Genomic DNA, 20,385 nt, shown 5'->3' on the forward strand with positions numbered 1-20,385 from the left:
GCGACAGACATGTGGTTGTTTTGTGACGTTTTTGTCCCCGTTCCAGGGTATGTAGCATTTTGCCGACAGAGGGTGTGGTCGGAGAGAGACTGGCCGACTTAGGGAAATGGAAATTGCCATGACAAGTAATAGAGGCAGGGGTGCACCTTTCATAGAATGGCCTGCAACTTTGGGCCTGAAGGTGTCGAGTCAGGCCCTGTGGACGACAGGATGTTGTCTGGTCAGGGCAAGGGAATACGCCCGTAAATCCCCGGGCGGTAGCGTGTCTGGAAGCGCACTCAACCGCCGCTTGTTCCCCTGTCTTTTTTCAAGGTACCTGCCGATTCCAGAGGGCGGGTGCCGTCACCAACTCAGGGATTCCAGATGTCAAGGATTGTCCAGTTTCTGCTCACGCGGACGATACACAGAGGCGTCGTCGTCCTGGCGATCGCCTCGCTGCTGGGAGGCTGTGCCTCTCACGGAGGCTTTTCCGGGGCACAGCCCGGCGGCGTGGTTCAGGGAGGCCAGGGCCAGGCCCTGGATCAGGACCTCGCCGGTTTCCTTGCCCAGTCGCCTGCCGGTGCAGTGACCACCCTGCCGGAGAGCCCTTGGGGCCGCGGTGTGGAGGTGACGGCCGAGGCGCCCTACGACGCCGCCAGTGGCCGGGTGTGCCGGCGCTTGACCCTGCTGTCGGCCGATAGCGATGTCCGCCAGGCGGTGGCCTGTGAAACGCCGGGAGGATGGGAGGCCCAGCGCCTGGTGACGGACGTATTGAGTACAGGGAGTGCTCGCTGATGTTGATGATCAAACGTTCCTTCCCCCTGGTGGCCGGCCTGCTCGTTGCCCTGCTGGCGTCGCCCCTCCAAGCCCAGACGGTCAACCCGCCCACCGGCATCCTGCCCGAGCAGCAGCGTGCCACTCCGCTGAGCGAGGAGGTGGACGACACCCCGCGAGCCGACTGGCGCAGCGGCACCCATGGCCCCGTGCCCCAGGAGCGACGCGTCGAGGCCGCCGACAGCCTTCCCCCCTTCGGCGCCAACCTCTTCGAAGGGGGCTTTCGCGGCGCCACCGCCGAGGGCCTCAACCCAGGCTACCGCATCAAGCCGGGTGACCGGGTGACCCTGCGCGCCTGGGGCGCCGTGGAGATCGATCGGGTGCTCACCGTGGATGCCCAGGGCAATATCTTCATTCCCAGCATCGGGCCGCTGCCGGTGCAGGGGCAGAACAGCGGCGAGCTCGATGCCAGCGTTCGCCAGGCGATCCGCGGCGTCTACCCCGACAACGTCGAGGTCTACACCAACCTGCAGGGGGTGCAGCCGGTGGGCGTCTTCGTGACCGGCTACGTGGAGAACCCCGGCCGCTACGCCGGCACGCCGGACGACCCGCTGCTCTATTTCCTCGACCAGGCCGGCGGTATCGACAACGCGCTGGGCAGCTTCCGCAATATCCGCGTGATGCGCGACAACCGCATCGTGGCCCAGGTCGACCTCTACGACTTCCTGCTCGATGGCGAGATCGCCCGCCCCCAGTTCCAGGATGGCGACACCATCGTGGTCGCGGAGCGGGGCCCCTCCATCGCCGTGGTGGGCGATGTGCATCGCGAGTACCGCTACGAACTGACCGGTGACCGTCTCACCGGGAGCGAGGTGGCCAACCTGGCGCGTCTCAAGGCCGGCGTCTCCCATGTGCTGGTGCGCGGCTCCCGGGACGACGGACCCTTCTCGCGCTACTTCTCCGTTACCGACTTTCGTGACCAGAGCGTCTACAGCGGTGACGAGGTGACCTTCAGCGCCGATCAACGGGCCGAGACAATCGTGGTCCAGCTCGAGGGCAGCCACTACGGCCCCTCGCGCTATGCCCTGCCGCGGGATGCGCGCCTCGGTGAGCTGCTCGACGCCATTGCCGTGCCCGGCGAGATGACGGCCTCCTACGGGATCTCCCTGCGCCGCGAGAGCGTGGCCGAACAGCAGCGACAGTCCCTCGAGGAGAGCCTGCGTCGCCTGGAGACCACCTACCTTGGCGCCCCCACCCGTACCGACGAGGAGGCCCGCACACGCGTGCAGGAGGCCGAGCTCATCAAGGACTTCGTCGAGCGTGCCCGCGAGGTCGAGCCCTCCGGTCGGTTGGTGGTCGCCCAGGATGATCGCATCAGCGACATTCGTCTCCAGGATGGCGATGTCATTACCATTCCCGAGATCAGCGACTCCATCCTGGTCAGCGGCGAGATCGTGGTGCCCCAGGCAGCGGTCTACAGCCCGGGCATGAGCGTGCGCGACTACATCGAGGCGGCAGGTGGCTTCACCCAGCGTGCTGATTCGGGCCATATCCTGATCGCCCGCCAGAGTGGCGCAGTGGTCAATGCCCGCAACGCTACCCTGAAGCCTGGAGACGAGATCCTGGTGATGCCCAAGGTGCCGAGCAACAACCTGCAGCTCGCCTCGACGCTCACCCAGATCCTCTTCCAGATCGCCGTGGCCACCAAGGTCGTGCTGGATATCTAGCCCGACCCAAGACGGGTAGCGATTGCCATGCCTGAAATCGACTCCAACCGCGGTGCCCGCTCTCCCTGGCGGGTCACCCGCAGCGTCTGGTTCGCCATGTTCATGCGGGAAATGGTGTCACGCACCATGGCCGACCGCTTCAGCTGGTTCTGGATGATCTTCGAGCCGATCGCCTTCGTGGGGATCTTCATCGCGGTGCGCAGCATGATCCGCGGCGACCGTTTCGTGATCGGTGCCGACTTCATTCCCTGGCTGATCGTCGGCCTGATGGGGTTCTTCCTGTTCCGGGAGGGCATGACCCGCCCGGTGGGGGCGGTGGAGGCCAACCAGGGCCTGTTCGCCTATCGCCAGGTGCTGCCCATTGACCCCGTGCTGGTGCGGATCGCCCTTGAGGGCCTGCTGCGCACCTTCGTGTTCCTGATCTTCATCGTCGGCGGCCTGATGCTCGGGCTGGACCTCTACGCTGACCTGCCGATGTTCGCGATGTGGGCCTGGCTGACGCTGTGGGCCCTGGGAGCCGGCGTGGGCCTGACCGTCTCGGCGGCGGCGGCGCTGGTGCCCGAGATCGGGCGCGTGGTGCGAATGCTGTCGCTGCCGCTGATGCTGTTGTCCGGGGTGATCATCCCCATCGGGATGAAGCCCCACCATATCCAGGAGCTGATGCTCTACAACCCGATCGCCCATGGGCTCGAGTACCTGCGCCTGGGGTTCTTCGAGCACTACAAGGCCGTGCAGGGCATCAGCCTGCTCTACGTCTGGCTGTTCGCCCTGTCGCTGATGGCCCTGGGGCTGGTGCTGCATCTGCGCTTCGACGAGAAGCTCAAGGCAAGGTGATGGCGTGATCGAACTCAAGGGACTCTACAAGCGCTACCACAATCACCTGCACAACGACTGGGTGCTCAAGGACATCAACCTGACGATTCCCATGGGCGTGAGCGTCGGCCTGGTGGGCCCCAACGGGGCGGGCAAGTCGACCCTGCTGCGCCTGATCGGCGGCATGGACACGCCGGAGCGGGGCGAGGTGGTGCGGCGCTGCCGGGTCTCCTGGCCCATCGGGCTGACCGGCGGCTTCCAGGGCTCCATGACCGGCCGCCAGAACGTCCAGTTCGTGGCCCGGGTGCACGGCGGCGGTGGCAGGAGCATCCGCGAGGTCATCGAGTTCGTCGAGGCATTCGCCGAGATCGGCCCGGCCTTCGATCGCCCGGTGAAGACCTACTCGTCGGGGATGCGCTCCCGCCTGGCCTTCGGCCTGTCGCTGGCCTTCGACTTCGATGTCTACCTCTCCGACGAGGCCACCTCGGTGGGGGATCGGGCCTTCAAGGCCAAGGCCCGGCAGGCCTTCCGCGAGCGGGTAGGGCAGGCCAGCCTGATCATGGTCTCCCATGGCGAGGCGATCCTGCGCGAGATGTGCCAGGCGGGCATCTTCCTGCACGAGGGCAGGGCCCAGTGGTTCGATGATATCGAGGACGCGATCGCGGCCTATCACGAGGCCAGCGGCATGCCGGATACGGCGCCCCTGCGGGCGGCCAGGAAGGCGGCCTGGCAGGCGCGCATGGACCTGCGGGCGGCCAAGGCGGCCCATGCCGAGGCCAAGGCGGAAGGGGCCGATCCGGCCCGCCTCGAGGCGCTGATGGCCGAGACAAAGCAGCAGCGCCAGCGGCTCCGACAACGCAAGGCGGAGCTGGCGGCCCTTCGGGAACCTACCGATGACGACGACTGATACGTTGACAAGGCTCGAAAAATGAAAGCTTTTCTTGGACGTAACCCCTACTGGGGGCTCTGCCTGCTGGCCATCGTGGTAGTGAGTGCCTACTGGGCGCTGTGGGCCACCGATCGCTATGTGTCGCGCACGGTGGTGGTGCTGGAGAGCCCCCAGATCGCCTCGCCGGATGTCTCCTTCGCCTCGATCATGGGCGGCGGCGGTGGCTCGAGCGACCTGCTGCTGCTGCGTGAGCACCTGCTGTCGGTGGACATGCTGCGCCGGGTCCAGGAGGAGCTGGACCTGCGCGAACACTACGCAGGCCACGGTGACCTCTTCTCTCGCCTGCGCGACCGCGATGCCCCCATCGAGGACCTGCATCGCTACTACCAGCGCCGGGTGAAGATCGATATGGACGAGTACGCCCAGGTGCTCAAGATCGAGGTGCAGGCCTACACGCCGGAGTTCGCCCACAAGCTGGCCTCGCTGCTGCTCGAGGCGGGGGAGCAGCACATGAACGAGATGGGCCAGCGCCTGGCGGAGGAGCAGGTACGCTTCCTGGATCGCCAGCTGGGACGCCTCAGCGAGGGGCTGGAGGCCGCGCGCAAGGATCTCCTCGACTACCAGAACGAGCATGGCCTGGTGTCGCCCACCCACACCGTGGAGAGCCTCAACCAGGTGGTGGGCACGCTGGAGGGGGAGCTGGCCCGGCTGCAGGCACGGCGCAGCGCCCTGGGCAGCTTCCAGAGCGCCCAGTCCGCGGAGGTGGTCAGGGTCGAGAGCGAGATCCGTGCCCTGCGCGAGCAGATCGACCTGGAGCGCGACCGCCTGGCCCAGGCCACCGGAGACTCCCTCAACCGGGTCTCCTCCGACTACCAGACGCTGGAACTGCGCGCTCAGTTCGCCCAGGAGACCTACACCAGCGCGCTCTCGGCCCTCGAGAACACCCGGATCGAGGCGGCGCGGACCCTCAAGCAGGTCTCGGTCCTGCAGAGCCCCGTCTTCCCAGAGTATGCCATCGAGCCCCGTCGGCTCTACAACGCCACCGTGTTCGGCATTCTCGCCCTCTTCGTGACCTTCATCCTCAACATGATCGTGTTGATCGTGCGGGATCATCGGGACTGAGCCATGGCCAAGACCTTTCTGGTAACAGGCGGTGCCGGCTTCATCGGCTCGGCGGTGGTCCGCGAACTGATCGCGGCGACCCCGCACCGGGTGGTGACCGTCGACAAGCTCACCTATGCCGGCAACCTGGCCTCCCTGGAGGCGGTGTCGACCAGCCCTCGGCATCGCTTCGTGCGGGCGGATATCGGCGACATGCCGGCCATGCAGCGCGTGCTGGCCGACCACCGCCCCGACGTGGTGATGCACCTGGCCGCCGAGAGCCATGTCGACCGTTCCATCGATGGCCCGGCCGCGTTCATCCACACCAACGTGGTCGGCACCTCGGTGCTGCTGGAGGCGGTGCGCGGCTACTGGAAGGGCCTGCAGGAGCACAAGCCCGGCAAGGCGGCGGCGTTCCGCTTCCATCAGGTCTCCACCGATGAGGTGTATGGCGACCTGGAAGGTCCCGAAGGCCTCTTCCACGAGTCCAGCGCCTATGCGCCGAGCTCCCCCTATGCCGCCAGCAAGGCCAGCGCCGACCACCTGGTGCGGGCCTGGGGGCGGACCTACGGGCTGCCGACCCTGATCACCCACTGCTCCAACAACTACGGCCCCTATCAGTTCCCCGAGAAGCTGATCCCGCTGATGCTGCTCAACGCCCGGGAAGGCAGGCCGCTGCCCCTCTATGGCGATGGCCAGCAGGTCCGCGACTGGCTCCACGTCGAGGATCACGCGCGAGCCCTGATTCGCGTCGCCCTCGAGGGCAGGGTCGGCGAGACCTACCACATCGGCGGCTGCAGCGAGAGGAGCAACCTCGAGGTCGTCGAGACCCTCTGCGACCTGCTGCAGGCGCGAATCCCCTCGGCGCGCTCCTGCCGCGACCTGATCACCTTCGTCGACGACCGGCCGGGCCACGACCGGCGCTACGCCATCGATGCCGGCAAGATCACTCGCGAACTGGGCTGGGTGCCCCGAGAGACCTTCGAGAGCGGCCTGCGCAGCACGGTCGACTGGTACCTGGCCAACGAGGCGTGGTGGCGCGGTATGCGGGAGGGGGGCTACCGGGGCGAGCGACTCGGCCTGGCCCGCGCGGTCGGCTGAACCTTTCACCATGATGACAAGGATGGCATCCATGAAGATTCTGATTACCGGCAGTACGGGGCAGGTCGGCTTCGAACTGCAGCGTCAGCTCAGCCTGCTCGGCAGGGTGCTGGCCCCGACCCGCCACACCCTCGATCTCCTCGACGCCCGGGTCGTGGACGACTGGCTGGATCAGCACCGTCCCGACCTGATCGTCAATGCCGCGGCCTACACTGCGGTGGATCGGGCGCAGCAGGAGCCCGAGCTCGCCGCCTACCTGAATGCGGCGCTGCCCGCCCAGCTGGCCCGGCATGCCAGGCAGCAGGGCATAGCGCTGGTCCACTACTCCAGCGACTACGTCTATTCCGGAGAGGGGGAGCTGCCGTGGTGCGAGGAGGCAACCCCTGCCCCATGCAATGTCTATGGCCAGAGTAAGTGGGACGGGGACGAGGCCATCGTGCAGAGCGGCTGTGAGCACCTGATCTTCCGCACCAGCTGGGTCTACGGCGCCTACGGCCACAACTTCATGAAGACCATGCTCGCGCTCGGTCGGGAGCGCGACAGGCTCGAGGTGGTCATCGACCAGATCGGCGCCCCCACGCCGGCACGCCTGATCGCCAGGATCACGGCCCAGGCGCTGGTCCAGCGCCTGGAAGGCGGTGTCTATCACCTCGCTCCGCGCGGCGAGACCAGTTGGCACGGCTTTGCCCAGGCCATCTTCCGGCTGGCCCGCGCCCAGGGCGTGACCGGTCTCCCGGCGCCGGAGGCCGTCATCCCGGTGGTGACCGCCAACTATCCCGCTCCGGCTCCTCGTCCCCTCAACTCGCGGCTCTGCCTTGACCGGATCGAGACCGCTCTGGGCGTGCCAATGCCACACTGGGAGGCGCAGCTGGGATTCACCCTGGGCGAGTACCTGGCGGGCCCCGGCGCGAAGCTGCTGAGAGACGGCGCGGAGCAGGCGGTATGACGCGCAAGGGCATCGTCCTGGCCGGCGGGGCCGGCAGCCGGCTCTACCCCCTGACCCACGGGGTCTCCAAGCAGCTGCTGCCGATCTACGACAAGCCGATGATCTACTACCCACTCTCGGTGCTGATGCTGGCCGGTATCCGCGAGATCCTGATCATCTCGACGCCGGCCGACCTGCCGGTCTTCCGGCGCCTGCTGGGCGATGGCGAGCAGTTCGGTCTCTCGCTTCAGTACGCCGAGCAGCCCTCGCCCGACGGCCTGGCCCAGGCCTTCCTGATCGGCGAGCGGTTCATCGGCGACAGCCCGGTGAGCCTGGTGCTGGGCGACAACATCTTCCATGGCCAGCACTTCACCGGCCAGCTGCAGCAGGCCGGCAGGCGGGAGCAGGGCGCCACCGTCTTCGGCTACTACGTCAAGGATCCCGAGCGGTTCGGGGTGGTGGAGTTCGATGCCCGAGGCAGGGCCATCTCCATCGCCGAGAAGCCGGCTCGACCCCGCTCGAACTTTGCCGTCACCGGGCTCTACTTCTACGACAACGATGTCGTGGAGATCGCCAGGGGCGTCAGGCCCTCGGCGCGCGGCGAGCTGGAGATCACCTGCATCAACAACGCCTACCTGGCGCGGGGTGACCTGCACGTGGAGTGCCTGGGGCGTGGCTTCGCCTGGCTGGACACCGGCACCCACGACAGCCTGCTGGAAGCCGCCCAGTACGTGCAGACCATTGAGCACCGCCAGGGGCTCAAGATCGCCTGCCTGGAGGAGATCGCCTGGCGCAATGGCTGGATCGGCGCCGACTGCCTGCTCGCTCGGGGCGAGGCACTCGCCAAGACCGGCTACGGTCAGTACCTGCTGCAGCTGGCGGCCTCGGCGGCCTGACCGCCGGCAACCGCCGAATCAGCCAAGGCGCCTGCCTCGGGCAGGCAGGATCCCAACCCGACACGGATGTTACCTGCTATGGACGTGATTCCCCTCGCGATCCCCGACGTGCTGATGCTCACTCCCAGGATGCACGGCGACGAGCGCGGATACTTCATGGAAAGCTTCAACCAGCGTGACTTTGCCGCCGCGACCGGCCTTGCCCCCACCTTCGTCCAGGATAACCACTCGCGCTCGGCCCGCGGCGTGCTGCGCGGGCTTCACTATCAGGTGAAGCAGCCCCAGGGCAAGCTGGTACGGGTCGTGGCCGGCGAGATCCTCGATGTGGCCGTGGACGTCCGACGCCGCTCACCCACTTACGGCCGCTGGGTAAGTGCTCGCCTGAGCGGTGACAACCACCGCCAGCTGTGGATCCCGGAGGGCTTCGCCCATGGCTTCCTGGTGCTGAGCGACGGAGCCGAGGTGCTCTACAAGACCACCGACTACTATGCCCCCGAGCATGAGCGTGCCATTCGCTGGGACGACCCGCAGCTGGCCATCGACTGGCCCCGTGAGGCGTGGAGCGATGGCCCCGGACCTCACCTGTCGGCCAAGGATCGCACTGCCCCCGGCTTCCTCGCCAGCGAGGGGCTCTGAGCATGTTCAGCCAGTATCAGCAGGACATCCGGGAGATGCAGGACGGCGATGCCCTTCAGGCCTGGAAGGCCTTTTCCCTCGCCTACTGGGAAGAGCCCAGCTATGGCCTCTCCGATGAGCTGCAGCAGCGCCTGTTCCAGGCGGGATTCCTGCGCAGTCGCTGGGCCCTCTACGCCATGGAGGAGAATCGCGTCGACGGCTACCTGAGCGACTTCCAGGCCATGCGGCTCCAGGCGGCCAATGCCCGCTACCAGGCCGTCATGGCCGACCGGGTGCTCTGCTCCCATGTACTGGACAACTACTGCCGGACCCCGCAGATCTACGCCGTGGTCAACGCCGAGGAGGTGCAGTGGATGGCTCCGCCCGCCTGGCTGGAGGAAGGGCAGGCCTCGGGCGCTCTGGTCCTCCATCCTCTGCAGCCTGGCTGGGGGGCATTCTTCCAGCGGATCGTGGTCGAGGGCGGCCATTTCCATGGTTCCCTGGGGGAAGGCCGCAGCGACGAGCTGGTGGCGCGGGTGCAGGACCGGGCCCGCCGCCATGGTGGGGCCTATGTGCTGACCGAACAGGTGGACCAGGGTGGCTTTGCCGAAGGGCTGGCGCCAGGGCATCTCAATCTGCTCAACGTGCTGCTGGTCCGCGAGCCCCATGAGTGGCGTCCTCAGCTGGTGGCCGCCAGCCTGCTGATCGGGCGCCGGCGCGAGGATGGCGGTGAGGCGCTGCGCGTCGAGGAGGGAGCCCTGAGCGCGTCCGTCGACCCCGTGAGCGGCCGGATCACCGCCTGCAAGGGGCTGGAGGGGACGTCGTCGTCCGTACTGGCGTCCTTCGTCAGGCACCCGCAGGCGGGCAGCCAGATCGTGGGCGAATCGCTGCCCGATTGGTCGGGGATCCGCGAGATGCTGATGACCTTCTTCGATGAGTCCTCCTACCTTCGGGCCTGCCACCTCTCCTTCGTGCTCACCGATGAAGGCCCAAGCTTCCTGGCTGCCTCGGATGGCCATCTGGCCGCGCACCAGCTCCACCGTCCCCTGCTGGGCGACCCCTTCATTGCCAGCCATATCAGCCGATTGGGTGCCTGATGCCAAAGCCGCTACTCGCGACCGCCAAGCGGACGCTGTTGAGCCGACTGGGCCATCGCCAGACGCTGCTGCGTGAGGAGATCCTGCGCAGCGGTTTCTTCAACCCCGAGTGGTACCTGGGGCACCATCCCGAGCTGCGCCAGGACCCCCTTGCCCGGCGCGACCCGCTAGGGCACTTCATGCGCCACGGGGCGCGGCAGGGGCTGAGTCCCGGGCCCGGCTTCCATACCGCCTGGTATCTCGAGGCGTACGAGGACGTTCGCGGGGCAAGGATCAACCCGCTGATCCACTACCTGCGTCACGGTCGTCACGAGGAACGACGCCCGACCCCGCACCTGGCGGGCATCCGTGACAGCCTGCCCTACCTGCAGGGTGGGCGCCACGGTCGTGTCATCTATGCCACCCGGCGCAGTGCAGACCTTAGTCACGAGGGGCGTGTGAAGCGGCTCGACAAGGCCGAAGGGGTGGAGAACTGGCGGGCCTTCAGCCGCGAATTCCTGGAAGGGGCCCGCGGGCTGAGCCAGGAGGACGCCGAATACCTCCACAACCGGGGCTTCCTGCCCGACAGGAAGGCGCTCTACGGGCTACCCAATGAGCAGGCGGACGCCTACCTCAGCGACCTGCAGGCTCGCCTGCTTCCTCTCGCCAATGGCAGGGCACGCCAGCTGCTAGAGACGCCGTGCCTGCAGCACCAGCTGTTTGCCGGACGGCTGCCCATGCGATCACCGGATGAGCCCGTCGTGAGCGGGCCGCGGCTCAAGGTGCTGATGATGCTCGACCCCGCCAGTGCCGCCCTGATTCCGCTGGCCGCCGTGGTGGAGCGCACCGAGTGCCCGCTGGGCCGGCACTCGGCCAAGAGCTATCGGCTCTCGCTCAACAGTGGTCGCGTCAAGAGCGTGGTGCGCTACCGGACCCACTCCCTGTTGAGTGGCCCACGGCTTCCCAGGCCATGGGAACGGGCGCGCTTCCAGGCCAGCTGGCGAGTCGTGGAGAGAGAGATCCTGGCGGTGATCAGCCAGAGGCCCCTCTTCACCTTCGCGCAGCTCGATATCGCACTCGGCGGCGGCGGGCCTCGACTGATCAGGCTCCACAGTGAGCCCAGTGTCGTTCCCTTTCAGGTACATGGCCCCCTGATGCAGTCAGAGGCGGCCGTCGAGTTCATCCGCGAGTTTGGCATCTAGAGGGCATTCACATGATGCAGGTATCGACCGCTACGCCCGCACTACTCAGACGCTCGACATTGCTGCCGGGCAGGTCTCGCAGCAGGGCCATGGCGACTCAGTCATCGGGCCTTCCCAGGGATCATCACCGACATTTCATGGCGACCCTTTCGGGGCCGCAGGCGTTGGCTCTGCACAAGCGCTTCACGCTGGATTTTCATGCTGACCCCGACCTAGAGCGACTCACCGAGAGTCAGGCCAGGTTCCTCTACGAGCGAGGATTTCTGCCCGAGAAGGTCCGTCTCTATGGGCTGCATCCCGGAAACATCGACCTCTACCTCAGCGACGTGCAGCGCTGGTTGACGAGGCTGGTGAATGGCTCCTACAGCATCGTCTTCAACGACAAGGTGCTGTTTACCCAGGTGTTCGGGCGGCACTGCCGGGTGCCAGGGGTCATTGCCACCTTCCGCAATGGCAGAGCCATTCCCTACGACTCGGCGTGGTCCCGCATCCTCGATGGCAGCGACGGCGGACGCATGATGGTGGCAAAGCCTCTGGGCGGTGGCGGGGGAGGGAGTGTCTACTTCATTCGCACCGATCGCCACCATGCGGTGATCGAGACAAACGATAACAACAACTCGAGAATTGTCGTCAAGTTGCACGAGCTTACCGAGGTGCTCGCCGCCCAGGAGGTGCCCTTCATTCTCAACGATTACATACAGCAAGGTGACTTTACTCAAACACTGTTTCCCTTGACGGTCAACACCCTTAGAGTACTGGTCGTCAGATGCCCATCGACAGGCAGGGCCAGGGTGATGCGCGCGGTGCAGCGGATCGGAACGAGCGAGTCCTATCCCATCGATAACTTCTCCATGGGTGGATTGAGTGCCGAGATCGATCTAGAAAGCGGTGAGCTCGGACATGCCGTGGCAGCCGAAGGAAAACACTCAGGGTGTGGCTGGTCGACGCACCCTGATACGGGTGAATCGATACAGGGAAAGCGGATCCCGAACTGGCACGATATCAGGCGCGCCGTATGTCGTGTCTTCGATCAGCTTCCCTATGTGAAGTACTGTGGCTTCGATCTCATTCTCGATGAGAAAGGTGTCGTGTTTCTGGAAGGAAACAGCTACAGCCAGGTTCGCCTCTTCCAGATGAACAGGCCGCTTCTGGCATGCAGGGAGCTGGTCGATTTTTATAGAAGAGAAGGGCTGGTTGGCGCCTATAACAACAAGGTAGTACGGGAAGCAGGGTGATGCAGGAGGGGATGCTTGCAGGTTAATGGCTGTTTAAACAAGGAGGTCCTGAATATGATCAAGCAAGTCGATGTCTTTGCGCTGAAGAACAAGCCCGTGACCAAGTCGGAAAGGGAACAGGGCGACAGGCTCAGCGGAAGGGAGTCCGAGAAGTACTCGATCTTTTTCAAGGTAACGGCCGTGGTGGACGACAAGGAGTTCGTCGGGCTGGGAGAGGCACGTCCGTCGGCCACCAGTGCGGAAACCCTGGCCAGGGCGACACGCTATGCGAAGAAGCTGGGGCGCGGCCTGGTCGGCAAAACGCTGCCGGTCCCGTCTGACGAGCAGGCCCCCACCCGCCAGGTACATGATGTCGTGCAGCAGGTCGTCAGCGAGATCTTCGGCTATACCGACCAGAGCATTTCCCAGCAGCGTCCCAGCCCGTCGGTCTGCTTCGCCGCCGAGTGTGCCCTGCTGGATATCCTTGCCAAGCAGCAGGGGACGTCGGTGGTCAGCCGAGTGAGCGGCGGCCAGGAAGGCGGGGTCGTACGCAACGTGTTCAATGATCGCCTCAAGAATACCGACAAGCTGATCGCCGAGATCTCGGCCGGGAAGGTCGTGGAGGGGTGGCTGCGCCGCGGTCGTCGCATCGAGGCCGACAAGGCCTCTGCCCTGGTGAACTCCCTGCTGTTCGCCCTGAGTGAGAAGCAGCACTCGCTCCAGGGGATCATCCTCAATGCGGGCCAGCGCTGGTCGCTGGACGAGTGGAAGCGCTTCTGTGACGAGATCGCCCTGACGGGCCTGGTCGAGAAGCTTGGCGTCGAGGTCGTCGTCGAAGACCCCTTCGCCGAGATCTCGGACGCCTTCTACCGCGAGGCCTTCGCCTATGCCGAAGGGAAGCGGATCCGCATCATGCTGGCCAAGCCCATCTGGGGGGTGGAGTCGATTCGTACCCTGGCCTCCTACATGCCCCACGTCGATCTCAAGGTCACGCCGCAGAAGGCCGGAGGCTTCCACGAGGTGATCGAAGCCGAGCGTGAGGCCAGCAAGCTGGGCTTTTGCGGGGGGATCTACCTGGGCAACATGCCGAGCACCTCCAACTTCAACACCCTGGCCATGCTGGCGCTGGCCGGCAGCCTGGCGAGCTGCCGCTACTTCCCCGCCACCTTCCAGAAGGAGCAGAAGGTGCGTCTGGTACACCCGCGTCCCCAGCGTCGGGGCTTCCAGCTGGTGGCGCCCGAAGGCGCCGGCTGGGCGACCAACGTGTGCCGCTCTGCGCTGAAGCGCCGGATGGTGTTCCACCGCGCCTATGGCCCCGAGGGGCGGATCGCCGACCGCGAGGCGCGCAAGGCGCTGCTGCGCAGTGCCTTCGATGATCGCTTCCTCTCGCGTGAAGCCGAACAGAGCAAGCGCTACCTCTATAGCGACGAGAAGCTGGCCAAGGCGCTTGTCGGCGCCAACTGAGAAACGTGCCGGGCGCACTGGCTGCCCGGCTCCTTGATGGTGGTGCCACATGCCGCAACAGAATTGTAGCGTCAAGCGTATCGAGCTGGTGGCGTACTCGAAGCCCCATGGCGATCGCCTGACGGACGCGGCCGATGCGAAATCGGCCGCGCGAGAAGTGAACTACTACCTGAAGGTGACCCTCGGAGTCGCTGACCAGGAGGTCACCCGTGCCGTGGAAGGCTTGATGGGCGCTCGACCAGAGAAGCCCATGACGAGCCGCTACTGGGAGTACCTCGAGACCGTGGCGACGCGGTTGATGGGCAGCCGCTTCGACAGGGAGGCCCTGCTCAAGGGAGAGCTGGGCCGTCAGCTGAAGGGTTGGGTGGAGCCCACCGCGGGGCTGATCGATGATGCCAAGCTGCTCGAGCTGCGCCAGTGGTCGAGGGTCCAGCGCGCGGTGAGCAGCATCCACCAGGCGCTCAAGCGGCTGTTCGCCGACCTTGCCCTGCGGCTCGAGACCGGTGTCGCCGACCCCGCACCGTCCGAGGCGAACGCTGCGTCATCGGAGGCGCTGGTGGAAGCGCTGTTCCGCCGCGCCGAGCGGGTGCTCTATCTGCCCGAGGGCGAGCCGCCGACCTACACCTATCAGCCGACGCTGAAGGGTGTTCTGCAGCCACCGTCGCCACCGCTGCAGCCCAACGCCTTCGACGATACACCCTTGATGTTGCCCCTGGGCACCATGGACGCCAAGAGCCACCTGATGGAGCGCGAGTGCCTCCGCCAGGGCTTCAATGTGCTGCGCACCGGCAAGGGCGTGTTCACGGCAGACAAGCAGGGGCAGCGCTTCTACTTTAAGCTCAGCCGCTCGCCGCTGGTCTCGGTGGATGCCATTGCCCTGTGCACCCACAAGGAAGCGACCCGCGAGTTCCTGGCCCCGCTGGGCTTTCCGGTCCCGCGTGGACGCATGTTCCCCCCCGGGGATTACGACAATGCGACCCGCTACGCCAACCTGATCGGCTACCCGGTCGTGGTGAAGCCCGCCACCGGGGTGCGAGGCATCGGGGTGGTCCCGAACATCCTCAACGATGAGGAGCTGCGCAGCGCCTTCCACGTGCTGGAAACCAGCAAGCTGGGACATGACGATTTCATCGTCGAGAAGCATATCTTCGGCGAGGACTACCGCATCATGGTGATCGGTGGCAAGGTGCGCGCCGCCACCTTGCGTGCGCCTGCCTCCGTGACCGGGGATGGCAAGCATACGGTGGCCGAGCTGATCCTGATCAAGAACCGCTACCGCCAGAACATTCCCCACCTCAAGTCACGCCCCATCGTCTACACGGAGTCGACCCAGTATCAGCTCGACAAGCGTGGCTACACCCTGCACTCCATCCCGCCCCTCGGCGAGCGCGTGACCCTCTCCGGCTCCTGCAACCTCTCTCAGGGCGGTGACAGCGTTAACGTGCACCATGAGATGCATCCCAGCATCATCAAGCTGGCCGAGGATGCGGTGAAGGCCGTGCCGGGCCTGGACTACTGCGGTATCGATTTCCTGATCGAGGACCATCGCAAGCCGGTTGGGGAGACCGACATCGGTATCTGCGAGCTGAACGCCCATGCGGCCATCGGCACGGCCTGCTACCCGATGTTCGGTGATGCGGTCAACGTCCCGCGACAGGCCATCGAGGAGATCCTGCTGAACCATGACATGCCGTTGGCGCCCCTGGATGAGCAGCGGATCTGCGTGAAGGTGAGGGTGCGCGGCAAGGTCACCGGGGTGGGGTTCAGGAAGTGGCTGGCGCGCCACGCCCAGAAGGGAGGCATCAGCGGCTATGTGAAGAATCGCGATCGTCGCACGGTCGAGGCGGTGTTGCAGGGCTCCCTGGTCGCCATCTCGTCGCTGACGACGGCCTGCGTTCGTGGCCCCTCGGAGGCGCTACCGACCTCGGTGCGCGTCATGCATGTGGAGGAGCCGCCGCACGATGGTTTCTCCCTCCTGAAATAGAGCGAGCTCCCCATGGATGTCAGAATCGATAGCTTCAGCGCCGTGCTGAACAGCCTGCCCAGCATCGCCAGGGAAGGGCTTTTGATTCATGCCCAGCGCCTGCCGGCCAGTGCCCGGACCCTGCTGCTGCCGCGTCAGCTGGCCTACTACTATGCCGACTCGACCGAGCATGCCGACTCGACCGAAGCGGGGGCGCCCGACGGTTTCGTGTGCGGCGTGAGTGGCCGCAACCTTCTGCCTGCGGTGAACTTCTGTCAGGACATTCGGGCCTGGCGTGCGCGCCTCGAACGCCATGGCATCAAGGTGGTCAAGGCGGCGTCCTTCTCGGGCCGGTCCCAGCGCGATCACCTGCGCTTTGCCCGGAAAATCGGCTACCCGGTGGTCCTCAAGCCGGTCATTCGCAATACCCTCTACGAGGAGTACGTCAAGGAGATCAAGCGCGAGGCCGAACTGGACTTCCTCTTCAGCCATTCACGGGAACTGAAGAAGAACAAGGCCAGTGACCTCGCGGCGTCTCCCTATGCGATGACGCGCCTCTCCGAAGACCATGTGGATGAGCATGGGCGCCGCTACCTGCCGCTGAGCGTCCGCTACATGGTGGAAAAGCAGCTGGAAGGCGAGCAGTTGCGACTGATCATGGCCGATGGCCAGGTGGCTGCCGCCTTCCACAAGCGTCCCGAGCACAGGGCCTGGCAGACCGTTGGCGCGCTGCACGCGAGCTACCGGGCCCTCGGCGAGAAGGTCGCCGCTGTGATGCAGGGCATGGCCTACCTGCGCATCGACCTGATCGTCGATGACGCCACTCGGGAGGCGCAGGAGGGCAACCATGCCGTGATCGCGCTCTCCGAGCACCTCAAGTGCTACAAGCTCTATCACGATCACCCGGTAGAGAGTCAGCGGCTGCTGGAGCGGGTCGCCGGAGGGGCGTCTGACCGCCCCCTGGAGGCACCAATGCAGTTCTCGGCGGTCCTTGCCGGCATCAGCCATGGGCCGCGGTTGGAAAAGGAGCTGGTTCGTACCACGCAGGCTCTGGGCCTCGAGCTCATCCTGGAGGAGCTGGACGAGGTGACCGGCCGGGTGCGCTTCCAGGCGGCCGGTCCCGCCTGGGCCGGCAGCGCCCTGACCTGGGTCTACGCCAATGGGCTGGGCATAGAGGAAGTGCCCACCAGCGTGGACGTCACGATAGTGAGATAAGCACCGAGGATGCCAGGATGGCAGCACTCAAGGAAATCTTTGATTACGACCAGATAAGTGACTTCTTGGATGGCGGACTGAACAAGTTCACGAATCCCGTTCATCTCAGGATTCAGGGCGAGAGGATCAAGAACCTCAATTCCTTCATGATCGCGGAAGAGTTTCAGCGCCGCGGGTACTTCGTCGTCTGGGACAGGAAGTCCAGGATCGATGTGCTGGGCCTGAAACCCAGGTTGACCTTCAAGTTCTCTCACCTGAGAGGAAGTGGGCAAGAGGAGCTTGCCCTGCTGGGCGACAAGCAGCGCTTCAAGGAAGCGCTGCGGCAGGAGAATATCAGCGTTCCCGCAGGCATTACCCTCTCAGTCCATGACAAGGAGCAGGGGCGCCGCCATGTCGCGGCAGGCACCTCGGCCCATGTCATCAAGCCCGCCTGCGGCCACAAGGGCAAGGGCGTCACGGTTGGCGTGCGCAGTGAGGCCCAGTTCGACTACGCCTGGGATCTCGCGCTCGCCGAGAATCGAGACGATGGCGACATCCTGATCGAAGAGCAGTTTTCCGAAGGCGTCGAGGCGCGCTTTCTCGTGGTCGGTGGGAAGTGCATCAGCGTGTGCCGGAGAATCCCACCGATCGTGGTGGCCGATGGCCGGCAGACGATCGAGGCGCTGATCGAGGAGAAGAATGCCGAGAAGCGCATGAGCCCAGGGCAGACCATCCGGCAGATCAAGCTCGACCAGTATCGTATCGAGCTGATCAGGGAGCAGGGCTACGCCCTGTACGATATTCCCGAGCCCGGACGACATGTGCTGATCGACTACAAGGCGGGTGCCAGTACCGGCGCCGACACCCTGGAGATCAGCGACCTGGTCCATCCGGACTACCTTCGGATCGCCGAAAAGGTCGCACGGGTCGCCAGGACTGTTCCGGTGCTTGGAGTGGATATCATTTCACGTGATTTTGCCAAGCCACCCGTCGCCTCAGGCTACGTGGTGCTAGAAGCCAATATTGCGCCGGGGCTGTCGGGGCACTGCTACCCGAGCTATGGAAAACCGAAGGATGTCATCACGCCCATCGTCGACTATGCCCTGTCGCTCACCAGTCCCAGGCGGGAACTGCAGATGCCCTCCTGCCGCATGATTGAGACCCCACTCGCTCCCGACCACCCCGTCGGTTTCGACACCTACTACCAGCGCTGGCTGGAAAAGGAAACCGGGAGTGTCACCCCCGGGGCAGGGGAGCAGGGGCTGCATGGCCTGGCAAGGGCGCTCTATGACTATAACCGGGAAGGCAAGTCGCTGGTGTTCTTCGAGCGCCAGCCTGTCGCGATGGATGACAAGGAAAGCGTTTCATGGTCAAGGGAAAACCAAGGAGAGTTGATGGATAAACCATTCACGATCACCTTCTGCGGTGACACCAGCCTGGGCTACTACTATCTCGACAAGTCGAAAAGCAAGTATGCCGAGGCATACGCGCGACTGCAGAAGGACCCGATGTCGTTTTTCTCAGGGGTAAGGCCGGTTCTCGAAGGCAGCGATGAGATCATCGTCAACCTGGAGACGGTGCTCAGCCATGAGCCGGGCCAGCCGATCGCCGGCAAGGAATATCCGGGGTGCGATGACCCGGACGTCACGCTTCGGGTACTCAAGGAGCTGGGGGTAACGGCCGTGACCCTCGCGAACAACCATACCATGGACTTCGGGCCCGACAAGCTGCTGGCCATGATCCAGCTGATTCAGGAGCATGGCATCGCCGTGATTGGCGCCGGCAGGAATCTCGAGGAAGCCAGGAAGCCCTATCACATTGCGGCCAGGACCCCGAGCGGGATCAGGAACGTCTATGTCTTCAATGGCATGCGTTCCAGCCGACGCTACACCGAGTATGGATTCTTTGCCAGGAAGGATAAGCCGGGCATTGCCAGCACCAACCTGAAGGCGATGTCGAGAGAGATCGAGAAGATCAAGGCCATCGATCCGCAAAGCGTGGTGGTCGTCTGTCCCCACTGGCAGGGCATCGACTATCAGGATACGGGAGAGAAGCATCAGGAGTGGTGCCGGGCCATCATCGCTGCCGGTGCCGACCATGTCATCGCACATGGCTCGCACAAGGCCGACAGGGTGGAAGCTTACCAGGGTGGCGAGATCCTCTATTCGATCGGCAACTTCGTCTTCAACTCGCCCGGCAGGTATCGCTCCAGGGGCGCCGATCCCTATGGCCTGGTGCCCAGGCTGATGCTCGACGGCGAGACGACCAATGGGGAGATCGACGTGACGAGGATCATGACCGACAACAAGGCCAGCAACTTCAGGGTCGAGCCGGTCGCCCCGCCCGTGGAGCCGACGAGCCTCGACCGGGATTACGCCCGCCTGGAGAAGAATACCTACGCCAGTGATCGGCCGTTCTCGACCTATCTCCACCTCGAGCGGGAGCTCGAATCGCTGGGGTTCTCCACCAGAAGAACGGCCGGCATCCTCGAGGCCAGCCGGGGCGGGAAGGTATGCAGCTTCCTGGAGACAGAGACCAGCTTCACCTCCCTGGTGGCCTATCGCATCCTGAAGGACAAGGCCCGGGCAAGAGCCTTCCTCGACCAGGCCGGCATCCAGGTGGCCCGCGGGGAGGCCTTCGACATTGGTGACAGGAAGGGCGCCAGGAAGCTTGTCCAGTCCCTGGGCCGTGCGGTAATCAAGCCCGTTGATGGCAACAAGGGGAAGGGTGTGGCGGTCGATATCGGCCTCGACGAGTTCGATGAGGCCTGGAAATCGGCGGTCAAGGCGACCCGCAAGCAGGTCCTGGTCGAGGAGTATTTCTCCGGCGGCCAGGAGGCGCGCTACCTGGTGGTCGACGGTCAATGCGTCGCTGTCAGCATGCGCATCCCTCCCCGGGTAGAGGGGGATGGCAAGAGCACCATCGCCGAGCTGATCGAGCAGGAGAACGCGGCCAGGCAGAAGAACCCGAATCTCATCAAGCGGCCCCTGAAGGTGGATGCCAGCCGCCTGGCCGGCCTCAAGCAGCGTGGCCACGAGCTCTCCTCGGTCCTCGCGCCCGGGGAAACCGTGACCATCGATACCAAGGCCAACCTTTCCACGGGGGCCAACTCCGTGGATATCACCGATGAGGTCCACCCCAGCATGCGCCGGGTTGCCGAGGAGGTGGCGCTTGCCATTCCGGGCCTGGACATCGTCGGTATCGATATCCTGGCCAGGGATCATGCGGCGCCGGCGGAGGCGGGCAGCTACATCATCGTCGAGGCCAACACCCGCCCCGGCATCGGTGGGCATCTGTACCCCACCTACGGTGAGCCCCGAAACGTGGCCCGTACTATTGCCGAAAGCGTCGCCAGGAAGTTTGGCGCCAGCTGACATGACCGGGTCGTGTTGAAGCCCATGGCGGCGATGATGGACTCCCCCTGTCTCGGGACAGGGGGTGCCGGTCATCGC

The 20,385-nt window shown here is 65.1% G+C and carries 16 protein-coding genes; all 16 read left to right on the top strand.

Translation table 11 applies throughout. The annotated features are described in order from the left end of the window. Positions 1–489: 489 nt before the first annotated feature. The 16 genes from D1793_RS03920 (at position 490) to D1793_RS03995 (ending at position 20,307) form a co-directional block, all read left to right on the top strand. A complete protein-coding gene (locus D1793_RS03920; protein ID WP_240407766.1) occupies positions 490–774 on the top strand; it encodes a DVU3141 family protein in 285 nt (94 codons plus the stop codon). Next, the gene (locus D1793_RS03925; RefSeq protein ID WP_119020975.1) at positions 774–2,480 is read left to right on the top strand and encodes a polysaccharide biosynthesis/export family protein; all 1,707 of its coding nucleotides are present in this window, start codon (positions 774–776) and stop codon (positions 2,478–2,480) included. The genes D1793_RS03920 and D1793_RS03925 overlap by 1 nt, the downstream gene beginning before the upstream one ends. A gap of 27 nt (positions 2,481–2,507) precedes the next feature. After that, on the top strand, positions 2,508–3,314 hold the full coding sequence (locus tag D1793_RS03930; RefSeq protein WP_119020976.1) for an ABC transporter permease: 807 nt from the start codon (positions 2,508–2,510) through the stop codon (positions 3,312–3,314). Positions 3,315–3,318: 4 nt separating this feature from the next. Then, a complete protein-coding gene (locus tag D1793_RS03935; protein ID WP_119020977.1) occupies positions 3,319–4,200 on the top strand; it encodes an ABC transporter ATP-binding protein in 882 nt (293 codons plus the stop codon). 21 nt (positions 4,201–4,221) lie between these two features. Next, a complete protein-coding gene (locus tag D1793_RS03940; protein ID WP_119020978.1) occupies positions 4,222–5,304 on the top strand; it encodes a chain-length determining protein in 1,083 nt (360 codons plus the stop codon). 3 nt (positions 5,305–5,307) lie between these two features. Continuing rightward, positions 5,308–6,384, top strand: a complete 1,077-nt coding sequence (rfbB, locus tag D1793_RS03945; protein ID WP_119020979.1) for a dTDP-glucose 4,6-dehydratase — start codon at positions 5,308–5,310, stop codon at positions 6,382–6,384. Between the two features lie 31 nt (positions 6,385–6,415). After that, positions 6,416–7,330 (top strand): dTDP-4-dehydrorhamnose reductase, encoded by a 915-nt coding sequence (gene rfbD / locus D1793_RS03950; RefSeq protein ID WP_119020980.1) that lies wholly within the window; start codon positions 6,416–6,418, stop codon positions 7,328–7,330. Next, positions 7,327–8,205, top strand: a complete 879-nt coding sequence (gene rfbA, locus D1793_RS03955; RefSeq protein ID WP_119020981.1) for a glucose-1-phosphate thymidylyltransferase RfbA — start codon at positions 7,327–7,329, stop codon at positions 8,203–8,205. The genes rfbD and rfbA overlap by 4 nt, the downstream gene beginning before the upstream one ends. Positions 8,206–8,283: 78 nt before the next feature. Next, positions 8,284–8,841 carry a dTDP-4-dehydrorhamnose 3,5-epimerase gene (rfbC, locus tag D1793_RS03960; protein ID WP_119020982.1) on the top strand — a complete coding sequence of 186 codons (558 nt, stop codon included), beginning with the start codon at positions 8,284–8,286 and terminating at the stop codon, positions 8,839–8,841. A 2-nt stretch (positions 8,842–8,843) separates the two neighbouring features. Then, positions 8,844–9,917, top strand: coding sequence for a sugar-transfer associated ATP-grasp domain-containing protein (locus tag D1793_RS03965; RefSeq protein WP_119020983.1), 1,074 nt, complete (start codon positions 8,844–8,846; stop codon positions 9,915–9,917). Positions 9,918–9,955: 38 nt separating this feature from the next. After that, on the top strand, positions 9,956–11,098 hold the full coding sequence (locus D1793_RS03970; protein ID WP_119020984.1) for a hypothetical protein: 1,143 nt from the start codon (positions 9,956–9,958) through the stop codon (positions 11,096–11,098). A 137-nt stretch (positions 11,099–11,235) separates the two neighbouring features. Further along, entirely contained in the window at positions 11,236–12,333 is a 1,098-nt protein-coding gene (locus tag D1793_RS03975) for a sugar-transfer associated ATP-grasp domain-containing protein (protein WP_162899901.1), read from the top strand. Between the two features lie 54 nt (positions 12,334–12,387). Beyond that, positions 12,388–13,776, top strand: a complete 1,389-nt coding sequence (locus D1793_RS03980) for a mandelate racemase/muconate lactonizing enzyme family protein (protein WP_119020986.1) — start codon at positions 12,388–12,390, stop codon at positions 13,774–13,776. Positions 13,777–13,825: 49 nt separating this feature from the next. Next, positions 13,826–15,760: an acylphosphatase gene (locus D1793_RS03985; RefSeq protein ID WP_119020987.1), complete on the top strand. Its 1,935-nt coding sequence runs from the start codon at positions 13,826–13,828 to the stop codon at positions 15,758–15,760. A gap of 12 nt (positions 15,761–15,772) precedes the next feature. Continuing rightward, entirely contained in the window at positions 15,773–16,954 is a 1,182-nt protein-coding gene (locus D1793_RS03990; protein WP_119020988.1) for a hypothetical protein, read from the top strand. Positions 16,955–16,971: 17 nt separating this feature from the next. Continuing rightward, a complete protein-coding gene (locus D1793_RS03995) occupies positions 16,972–20,307 on the top strand; it encodes a CapA family protein (RefSeq protein ID WP_119020989.1) in 3,336 nt (1,111 codons plus the stop codon). The last annotated feature ends 78 nt before the right edge of the window (positions 20,308–20,385 follow it).

Origin of the sequence: Halomonas sp. JS92-SW72, from assembly GCF_003547075.1 — a bacterium.
GTDB lineage: Bacteria > Pseudomonadota > Gammaproteobacteria > Pseudomonadales > Halomonadaceae > Halomonas > Halomonas alkalicola.